The 10,000-nt window shown below is 30.1% G+C and carries 10 protein-coding genes and 1 pseudogene; 6 read left to right on the forward strand and 5 right to left on the reverse strand.

The window, feature by feature from the left end:
* The 3 genes and pseudogenes from LDL23_RS12360 to LDL23_RS12370 form a co-directional block, all read left to right on the forward strand.
* Nucleotides 1-238, forward strand: a pseudogene (locus LDL23_RS12360) (MBL fold metallo-hydrolase); the annotation flags it as partial.
* 5 nt (nucleotides 239-243) lie between these two features.
* Nucleotides 244-738, forward strand: a complete 495-nt coding sequence (locus LDL23_RS12365; RefSeq protein ID WP_291265974.1) for a hydrolase — start codon at nucleotides 244-246, stop codon at nucleotides 736-738.
* A gap of 15 nt (nucleotides 739-753) precedes the next feature.
* The gene (locus tag LDL23_RS12370) at nucleotides 754-2,241 is read left to right on the forward strand and encodes an aminotransferase class V-fold PLP-dependent enzyme (protein WP_291265975.1); all 1,488 of its coding nucleotides are present in this window, start codon (nucleotides 754-756) and stop codon (nucleotides 2,239-2,241) included.
* 16 nt (nucleotides 2,242-2,257) lie between these two features.
* On the opposite strand, the gene LDL23_RS12375 is transcribed toward LDL23_RS12370, so the two are convergent.
* Complete coding sequence (locus tag LDL23_RS12375; protein ID WP_291265976.1) at nucleotides 2,258-3,139, reverse strand: lysophospholipid acyltransferase family protein; 882 nt, start codon at nucleotides 3,137-3,139, stop codon at nucleotides 2,258-2,260.
* Nucleotides 3,140-3,219: 80 nt separating this feature from the next.
* Between LDL23_RS12375 and LDL23_RS12380 the strand changes: the two genes are divergently transcribed.
* Together LDL23_RS12380 and LDL23_RS12385 are read left to right on the forward strand one after the other, a co-directional pair.
* Nucleotides 3,220-3,846, forward strand: a complete 627-nt coding sequence (locus LDL23_RS12380; RefSeq protein WP_291265977.1) for a rhomboid family intramembrane serine protease — start codon at nucleotides 3,220-3,222, stop codon at nucleotides 3,844-3,846.
* Between the two features lie 57 nt (nucleotides 3,847-3,903).
* Nucleotides 3,904-4,596 carry an SIMPL domain-containing protein gene (locus LDL23_RS12385; RefSeq protein WP_291265978.1) on the forward strand — a complete coding sequence of 231 codons (693 nt, stop codon included), beginning with the start codon at nucleotides 3,904-3,906 and terminating at the stop codon, nucleotides 4,594-4,596.
* Between the two features lie 99 nt (nucleotides 4,597-4,695).
* Here LDL23_RS12385 and LDL23_RS12390 read toward each other — a convergent pair whose 3' ends face one another.
* The 4 genes from LDL23_RS12390 to LDL23_RS12405 all read right to left on the reverse strand — a co-directional run bounded on the left by LDL23_RS12390 (nucleotide 4,696) and on the right by LDL23_RS12405 (nucleotide 8,560).
* Entirely contained in the window at nucleotides 4,696-5,031 is a 336-nt protein-coding gene (locus tag LDL23_RS12390) for a hypothetical protein (protein WP_291265979.1), read from the reverse strand.
* Between the two features lie 90 nt (nucleotides 5,032-5,121).
* The gene (locus LDL23_RS12395; RefSeq protein ID WP_291265980.1) at nucleotides 5,122-5,499 is read right to left on the reverse strand and encodes a hypothetical protein; all 378 of its coding nucleotides are present in this window, start codon (nucleotides 5,497-5,499) and stop codon (nucleotides 5,122-5,124) included.
* A gap of 232 nt (nucleotides 5,500-5,731) precedes the next feature.
* Nucleotides 5,732-8,155 carry a TonB-dependent receptor gene (locus LDL23_RS12400; RefSeq protein WP_291265981.1) on the reverse strand — a complete coding sequence of 808 codons (2,424 nt, stop codon included), beginning with the start codon at nucleotides 8,153-8,155 and terminating at the stop codon, nucleotides 5,732-5,734.
* 90 nt (nucleotides 8,156-8,245) lie between these two features.
* On the reverse strand, nucleotides 8,246-8,560 hold the full coding sequence (locus LDL23_RS12405) for an AraC family transcriptional regulator (RefSeq protein WP_291265982.1): 315 nt from the start codon (nucleotides 8,558-8,560) through the stop codon (nucleotides 8,246-8,248).
* Nucleotides 8,561-9,559: 999 nt separating this feature from the next.
* On the opposite strand from LDL23_RS12405, the gene LDL23_RS12410 reads away from it, so the two are divergent.
* The coding region (locus tag LDL23_RS12410; RefSeq protein ID WP_291265983.1) for a hypothetical protein at nucleotides 9,560-10,000 on the forward strand (441 nt) is incomplete at its 3' end.

Below are 10,000 nucleotides of genomic sequence, written 5' to 3' on the forward strand. Positions count from 1 at the left end.
AGCTTCTGAAATCGAAAAAATTAAAGATTGTAAGGTTTTGGTAGTGAATTGCTTGCGAGAAGAACCACATGCAACACATTTTAATTTAGAAGAAGTTTTACATTTCATATCTTTGGTGCGTCCAAAAACAACTTATTTAACACATATTAGCCATTTGTTTGGTTTTCATGAAGAAATTCAGAAGAAATTGCCAAAAAATGTGTTCGTAGCTTATGATAATTTAGAAATTAATATTTAATACTTATGAAGAACGTAATTTTGTATACTTTGATTTTCTCATTATTGTTTAATGTATTTCAATATGTGAATTCAACCAAAATATTAGATGCTAAAGATAAAGAAGTACTAAAAGTAAAAGCGAATTTAAAAACGTCGAGAGATTCTGTTGCCACTTTAGCTAATGCTAATTATTTTGCTTTGGAAAGCGACGAAGATGCGCAAGAATATTTCTTTTCTAACAATTTAGATTATCAAAAAGTAGCTGTAAAAGTTAAAGAAGATTTGATTAGTTTAAACGAAAATAAAAAAGGAAATCCGCTTGTTCCATATGAACCAATTGATGGTGTTCCGTTTTTGATTAATACATCAAAAATTCTTAACCACAGATGGATAATTGCTGAATTTTCTTGTGGCGATTTATGGGGTCAAGTTTTAATAAAATATTTTGTCACACAAGGAAAACCAACTGATTTTGAAACAGTAGAAACGGTTTTATACGAAAGACAAACGAAAGAATAAATAAAATACAACGCAATGTCGACTACAACTACTAAAACCCAATTAGAATGTTACTTTGAGGAGTTCAGAAAGGATATAATTGGTATCAATCAAAAATTTCAATCGCCTTTTGGGGAAAAGAAAATCATTTACACCGATTGGACAGCCAGCGGAAGATTATATCGCCCAATTGAAGAGAAATTGATGAACGATTTTGGTCCGTTTGTTGCCAATACGCATACCGAAACTTCAGTTACAGGAACCGCTATGACAATGGCGTATCATGAAGCACGTCATATTATCAAACATCATGTAAATGCATCTGATTCGGATATTTTAATTACCGATGGAACGGGAATGACAGGTGTTGTGAATAAATTCCAACGTATTTTAGGACTTCGTATTCCAGAAAATTTAAAAGAGTTTACAGCGATTCCAAACGAATTAAAACCAATCGTTTTTATTTCGCACATGGAACACCATTCCAATCAAACATCTTGGTTAGAAACTATTGCAGATGTAGTGGTAATTCCAGCTGATGAAAACGGATTGTTATGCATTAATGAATTAAAGAATTTACTAGAAAAATACAAAGACAGAAGTTTTAAAATAGCTTCAATAACGTCTTGTTCAAACGTAACAGGAATTAGAACGCCTTATCACGAAGTAGCCAAATTAATGCACCAAAATAATGGGGTTTGCTTTGTAGATTTCGCTTGTTCGGGTCCGTATGTGAATATCAATATGCATCCAGAAGATTCAGAAAGTTATTTGGATGCGATTTTCTTTTCGCCTCACAAGTTTTTAGGTGGCCCTGGAACTTCAGGCGTTTTGATTTTCAATAAAGATTTATACAAAAATAACGTTCCCGATTGTCCAGGTGGAGGAACCGTAAGTTGGACAAACCCTTGGGGCGAACACAAATACATCGATAATATCGAAGATAGAGAAGATGGTGGAACTCCAGGTTTCTTGCAGGTAATGAAAACGGCTTTGGCGATTCAGTTGAAAGAAAAAATGGGCGTTCAAAATATTTTAGATAGAGAACACGAAATTGTTGATTACATTTTTGAAGCTCTTGGAAATATTGATAATTTACATATTTTGGCAAACCAACACCAAGATAGGTTAGGAGTCATTTCGTTTTATATTGATGATTTACATTATAATTTAGGAGTAAAATTATTGAATGATAGATTCGGAATTCAAACGCGTGGTGGCTGTAGTTGCGCTGGAACTTACGGACATTATTTGTTACACGTAGACCAAGAAACTTCGCATGATTTGGTTTGTAAAATTTCTTCAGGAGATTTAATTCAAAAACCGGGATGGATTCGTATGTCGATTCATCCAACGACTACAACAGAAGAAATAGAATTCGTTTGCGAAAACATCAAAGCTTTAGCAGCTAATCATAAAGAATGGGGAACGGATTATGAATACAATCCTAAAACCAATGAATTTGTTCATAAAAGTGCCAAAGGTGAAATCAAGGAAATGGTTCACAATTGGTTTAATTTATAAAAAGAAAGCTCAGTGATTACTGAGCTTTTTCTTTTGTATGTTTCCATCTTTTATGTGTCCACAAGTAAAATTCGGGCGCTTCATAGATTTGTTCTTCTACTAATTTTAAGAATTTATCGGTAATCTCGTAATTAGGAACAGATTTTACATCTTCAGAAAGAATTTCAAAACTTGCTTCGTAATAGCCTCTTTTTACTTTCTTAACTTTTAAGAAAATTACATTCATATCAAAACGTTTAGCAAGCATTTCTGCCCCTGTGTGAACGGGAACAATATGTCCCATAAAAGGAGCCCAATGATAAGCAGCATTTGCCTTTGGCGATTGATCACTAGCAAAGCCATATATACCTAAAACATGATTTTTATGATTTTCTGCAATTGTTGGAATAGTTTGCTTTGTAGTAATTAATTCGGCTTTAAATTTAGAGCGAATTCTTTTTACTAATTTGTCAAAATACGGATTGGATAATTTTTTATAAATTCCAAATCCTTTGCAATGAATGTAATAATTCATTGATACTACCCATTCATAACTAGCATAATGCGCACACATTAAAGCAATACTTTTGTTCTTTTTTTCCAATTCATAATATACCTCCATGTTGCTAAAAGTAAATCGTTTTTCAATTTCTTTTTGCGAGATGGCAATGGTTTTTATCATTTCTAAGAACATATCACACATGTGGCTGTAAAATTTCTTTTCAATGGCAAGTCTTTCTTTATCAGATAAATGGGGTAAAGCTAATTTAATGTTAGCACGCACTACTTTTTTTCTGTAACCAATAATGTTATAGGTTAAAAAACATATAAAATCGGAAAACAAATAAAAAATAGGGAATGGTAGAATAGATATTATCCACAGTATCGGATAGATAAGTATGTAAACTAATAATTGCATTCGTTTAAATTTTTACAAATATACTTTTTTACTTGCAAGTAAATTTGCCAAAGTATTCCTAAATTTACAAAAAAAACTTTATGAACATTGTTTTATTAGTTATTCTTGCGGCTAATGGTTTAATTAGTTATAAAGGTTTTAACGATACACATTTCTTTAGAAAATACGAATTTCATATTGGAAGCATTCGCTCTGGTGAACAGTTTAGAATGTTTTCTTCTGGATTTTTACATGTAGATTTGATGCATTTGCTTTTCAATATGTTTACGCTTTATATGTTTGCTCCTTTTGTAATTAATAGTGTAGGTGCTATGTATTTTGCTTATCTGTACTTTGGAAGTTTAATTGCGGGAAATTTACTCACTTTGTATTTTCATAAAGATGAATATTACTACCGAGCGGTTGGCGCTTCTGGTGCGGTAATGGGAATTATTTACAGCGCTATTTTGTTAGAACCTAATTTGTACATGTACGGATTTATTCCAGGTTATATCTTCGGATTTGCCTATTTACTATTTTCAATTTATGGTATGAAAGCAAAGAATGATAATATTGGCCATGTAGCGCATTTTGGTGGCGCTATTGGCGGATTTGTAATTACTTTAGTAAAATTTCCTTTTTTAATTACAGAAGAACCAAAAACAGTAATAGCATTGTTAGTTCCTATTGTGATTTTATTTATCATGGCTAAAATGAAAAAAATATAAAGGGATTCATTTTTGGCACAATACTTGAAAACTATAAATTATTAAAATATTAAGATTATGAAAAAACTAGTAATGATACTATTATTCTCAGCAGGTATGGTACAAGCACAAGAAGTAAAAACAGTTCCACAAATTAGTATTTCTGGTGAAGGTAAAATCAAAGTAACTCCAGACGAAGCTATAATTACAGTTGCTGTGGAAAACACAGGAAAAGAAGCAGCCGAAGTAAAAAAGAAAAACGATGAAATCGTAGATAAAGTCTTGAAATTAATCAAGCAACGCGGAATTCCAACAGCCGATTATCAAACACAACGTGTAAACTTGTATAAAAACTACGATTATAATACTAAAAAATACAATTATGTAGCCAATCAAACGATTTCTATTCATTTGAAAGACTTAACTAAATATGATAAGTTAATGATGGATTTGGTAGATAGCGGCATCAATTCAATTCAAGGAGTAGAGTTTAAATCGTCTAAGATTAAAGAGTTTGAACGTGATGCTCGTAAAAAAGCCATGATAGATGCCAAACAAAAAGCAGAAGATTATGTTTCTGTTTTAGCGGGACAAAAAGTAGGGAAGGCGTTAGTAATTTCAGATAACTCATTTACAAATTATCCACGACCAGTTTATGCTTCTATGAAATCAGTTGATGTTGCATACGAACAAATGCCTGAAAAAGAAACATTAGCCATTGGAGAAATTGAGATTATTTCAAACGTATCCGTTTCTTTTGTATTAGAATAAAAAAATAAGCTAAAAAATAGAAAAGCCAGAATGTAAGTTCTGGCTTTTTTATAAAGATTATGAATAATCATTGGTAAACATCAGTATAAAGAAATTGTTTTATTGAGTTCTATGAAATACCACAAATTCACCAGTTTCAATTTCAAATCTTATGGTATCTTTATGTTTTTGGATAAACTTAATTTTATCAATAAATCCTTCGGTATTAGTTGTTATTATAAATCCATCAGCAGATTTCCATGTGCCACTTTCTTTTTTACGTCTTTTGGTCATATCGTATGTTTCATCATTTCTAAATTCAAAAGAGAATTTTGAAAAAGCATTAGTAGTAATAGCTTTGGTTTCCTCATCTAGATTTTTACTAGATTCATGTTTAGAAAAAATCCATTTTCCAACTATATTAGAAGTTTGTAACTGGTAAAATAGTATCGACATTAAAATTAGAGTTTTCATTTATTATAAATTTTGATTTAAGATAGATAGTTTTACAATTTATATCATATTAAAAAACATAGAATTAATTGCTTATAATTTATTTGTTATTATTTGTTTAAATCTAACATATTTCTTTCTAGATGTGTAGTAATAATCTATAGATTTATATTTCTTTCCTCGTTTGCGTAATATTCTTTGAAAATTAGCTTCGTAATGAATTAATCCAAAATCTTTTTTATAAGTTAAATCAGCATCTCCAAATTTCAAAATTCTTTTACAGCCTTTGTCTATAAACGTACCTATTCCGTACCAATATTGTCCGTCATCAGTTTGATAATAATGTTTAAACGTACCATTTTTAAAAAACACATATTTATTACTAAACATTATTGAGTTAGATTGGGTGTAAGTTATGCTGTCTTGAGAATATGTGTTTTGTATGATTAATAATAGAATTGTAGAGTACACTATATTTAATTTTTGCATAACTAAGATTTATATAGTTATTAAGTGAAGATTCATTTCGTTTGAGATGAAGTCTAACGTTTCGCCGCTAACCGACTGTTGCGAAGCCAGCGAACTGCGTACTGTCTGCTAAGATAAAGTTTTTACGTGAAAAACAGACGTGAAACCAAGAAAATCCAGCAATAGCGGTTAACGGCTGTTACCTGCTGGCGTATTTTCCGTATTGCACTTTCCGTTAAAATTTATAACTATATCCAAGCCTTATTACTTGTGTTTCGTAATAGTCATTACTGTTATAATTAAAGCCTTGTCCGTTGATTTCTTTTTTGATTATCATTGTGTTTAGCAAATCTGATGCGTTAAAAAAGAGCTCGCCTTTCCCTTTTTGAATTGCTTTTTTTAGTCCAAGGTCTAATGAAAATCTCGATTTAATTTTTCCTTGTGGAATAATGTCGGGCGCTAAATAAATACCTGTTAATTGCGCATCTATGTTTTTAGGAAAATGAAACGTATTGTTCAATTTAATATTTCCAGAATATATTTCTTGTTTGTCTGCTGAAAATGTATGTGTAGTAGGATATTTGTTTTCAACAGTAAATGCATCTATTTGATTTCTGTATGCGTTTAGATTAATATTGAATGCGTACAATTTAGAAATTTCTTGTGCTAAAACCATTTCAATTCCTGTGTTGTAACTTTTATTTACGTTTTGAAATGTTGCATAAATTAAATTACTTGGTGGAACAGTACTAGAAATTCTTGTAATCGTTCCGTCAGCAAATCTGTGATAAATAGCATTATATAAACTTCCTTTTTCCCAACTTTTTTTATAGCCCAATTCTATCGAATTTGTAAATTGTGGTCGCAATGCAGGATTCCCAACTTTAATTATTTCTGCATCGTCATATTTTGGAAAAATACGAATATCAACTTCGTTAGGTCGGTCAACTCTTCGGTTGTAGAAAATAGAAACTTTGTTATTGTCGTTAATTTTGTATGCCAAACGTAAATTTGGAAACGGTTGGGTATAATTATATCCATCACTTTGATAAACAATATGATTAGGATTAACGTCATATTGAATTTTCACATACTCAATTCTTAAACCTAGTTCGGCTTCCCATTTTTTATTTTCAAAAATATAGTTTCCATAAACGGCAGGAATTAGTTCTTTATAAGTTGCCCAACCGCCTGCATTGGTGTCTAAAACTGAATTTACACCTGGTATAAATTGCATATTTGTCGGTATATTTCTGTTACGAAGTTTAATTCCTGTTTCAATTCGTCCGTATTTAAGTGGTTTTATGTAGTCAAAATTAAAATCATAAACTTGCTCGTCAGATAATAATTTAAACGCATCTGTTCCTGTGGAAGTTGGCAAATAATTGTCGTAAAAATATTTTTCGTCTTCTCTGTGAAAAGTGTAATTGAAACCAATATTTAGCAAATGTCCTGCTTCTTTAAATTTGTGTTGATAAATGGCAGTTGCCATAATAGTTGTTTTTAATTCATCTTCTAAAAACTGCCAAAGTCTATTTCGTTGTGAAAAGTCTCCATTAAAAAATGGTTGGTCGCCTTTGTCAATTATTTTTTCACTTCCAAAAAGTCCTGAAACAGTCAAAGAATTTTGGTCGTTAATTGCATAATCAAAACCACTTTTCAATGTCGTAAAATGTGTGTTTCTGTTGCGTTTTAATTGTGAATTAATTACATCGCCATTGTCGTAATTTCTTGTTACAAATTCATTTTTGTTAAGCGTTTCAGTATATAAGTAATCGCCTTGAAAAAAGACATTGACTTTGTTTTTTCTATAATTGAGTGAAACGCTTGGGTTGATTTTTGGTGTAAAAGTATATTGTGGTCTTATGGTTGGTAAATTTTCTTTTCGCACCCAAAGAGAACCTACACCTGTTGTAAAACCAAACTTTCCATTAAAACCATCTTTTTTGTTTTTCTTGTAAATAATATTGATAATCCCTGCGTTTCCATTTGCATCATATTTGGCAGAAGGATTGTTGATGATTTCAATTTTTTCAATCGCAGAAGCAGGAATATTATCTAATCCTGTTTGGTTGCCAAAACCTGTTAATGCTGTTTGTTTTCCGTCAATGAGTACAGTCACTTTATCGTTTCCACGAAGTTGTACTTTTCCGTCTTGTACTGTAACACTTGGTAAATTTTGCATAGCTTGTAAAACCGAACCACCACTTTGACTAATATTGTCTTTTAGAGAAAAAGTTTTTTTGTCCATTGCAGCACTTAATTCGGAAGTTTTTCCTGTTACAACAACTTCTTGTAATGTGGTAGTTTCTTCTTCCAATTCAATAGTGTTGATGTCTAAAAATTCCGTTAGATTTCCAACATAAAGCGATTGTTTTGATGTTTTGTAGCCGATAAAAGAAACCTCTAAATAGTAGTTTCCAGATTTTATTTTTGATAAAGAAAAACGTCCTTCTTCGTTGGTTACTGTCCCACTAATAAATGAATTGTCTTTTTCTGTTTTTAACAACACGTTTACAAAAGGCAAAACAGCTTTGCTATTTTTGTCTTTTATAATTCCCGAAACGGTTACACTTGTTTGTGCGTTTGTGATTGAGAAGAATGAAAGTTGTAAAATCAAAAAGTATAGTACTTTTTTTGATGCATTTTGTGGAAACATTTTTGATCAATTTTAAATTATACTGCAAATAACGTTAGTAACTACGAGTAAATAAAAAAAGACAAGTGCAGAATAATTTTTTTGTACAAATTAGTTGTTTTGCACAAGATTTTTTTTGAATTCAGTTGGTGTTAAACCTTTGAATTTCTTGAATATAGCATTAAAAGAAGATTTAGAATTAAAACCCACATCTATGGCAATTCCTAAAAGTGTAAATTGATTATTTTGGTCATTTTTTAGGCGTTTTATAAATTCTTCTACTCTGTATTCATTGATGAAATCTTGGAAATTTGTTTTCATGTGTTCGTTTAAAACTTCCGAAATATAATGTTTTGGAATATTGAGTTTTTCTGAAACATCTTGAATGGATAATTTTCCATTCAAGTACAATTTATCTATTTTCATTGCATTAATTAAATCCGACTTATATTGTTCAATCAGTTTTGTGTTCAGATTAGAATTTTTGTATTTGCTTATTTCGTTTTTTGGCAAAATATATTTGTTATTAGTCAATAATTTAAAAGAAATAAAGTAAAATAGAAAGGCGACAATTAATAAAAGATAGGAGTTAAAGTTTTGATTGCTGAAAAAAGATAATTCTTTTAATCCAATTATTTTAAGAGTATCATTTATACAAGAAAACACAAGTAAAATAACAATTGGAATAACAAAATAAGTAGTCCAAATTCTTCTTTTATTCGTAAAAACAGAATGTAAAATTAAGACTAGATAAATCACAAAAGTTAATTCCAAAATCACTTCTAGAATTTCAATATTAAAGTTTTCTTTGGGTAATTTTATTTCGAGTACTTCAAGAATTAAATAAAAAATGTTGGGAAGAAAAAATAGATAATTGGATTTTATAAATTTTTCTCTTTCATTTTTGTAATACTTGAAAAACAAAAACAGAAAGGTTACAAATAAGGTGTTATCAAAAAGAAACCAATCTGTATTTTCAACAAACAGATTGTTTTTGTCATCACCCAAGATGTAAAGTAAAACAGAGATTAAACTTCCAAAGAGCAACCAAAAAGTAGTTTTTTTGTAATCTTTCCGATTTGTAAACAAGACAAAAAGGACAAAAATCCCTTGTATTAAAGCAATGATTTGAATTGTTTGGAGCATTGTTTTACTTAAGTTTTTTTGGGCAAAAGTAGTGAAAATTTCGTTATTTTTTCAGATGTTCGTGTCGCTCGGAACGCTTGCAGGTAACGTTTTGTGGCTTGTAAAAGTTGTGGGCGAATCAACACCTTACAAAACCTGATTATTACTAATTTTATTTTCGCCCGAAATTTTCCATATGAGCCTAAAAGCCACAATTTTTACAAACCGCTGTTAGCAAATCGGCTTTCTAAGTTCGGAAATATTTTTGTAAGTTTGGTTCTCCACTTAAATATTTTAGTTATGCCATTAAATAGCAAAGTAAAACAAAGATACGAATTATACGATAAGATACTTGTTAAAATTGTAGAGTTAACTAACAAAGAATCTATAACTTTTAAAGAGTTATACGATGCATTATATAGTATAAATGTACTAAACGATAATTTTTCAAAAGGGTTTGATTTTTCAACTTTTATACTAGAAGATAAGAACCAACCAAACGAAAAAAGTTTAAAATTCATTCTACACTACTTTAAATCTTTAGATTTGATTATATATGATAATCAGTTTAATAATATTATGTCAACATCTTTAGGTGTTCTAAAATCTCACGAAACATTCTCACAAGAATATGAAAATAATATAAACAAAGAAGATTTAGAAAATAGTCTTTTAAGTAATCAAATTGAAACTAATAAGAAAATAACGTGTCTCACTATTATACTTGTTGTAATTGGTCTT

The sequence above is a fragment of the Flavobacterium sp. genome (genome assembly GCF_020217025.1).
GTDB lineage: Bacteria > Bacteroidota > Bacteroidia > Flavobacteriales > Flavobacteriaceae > Flavobacterium.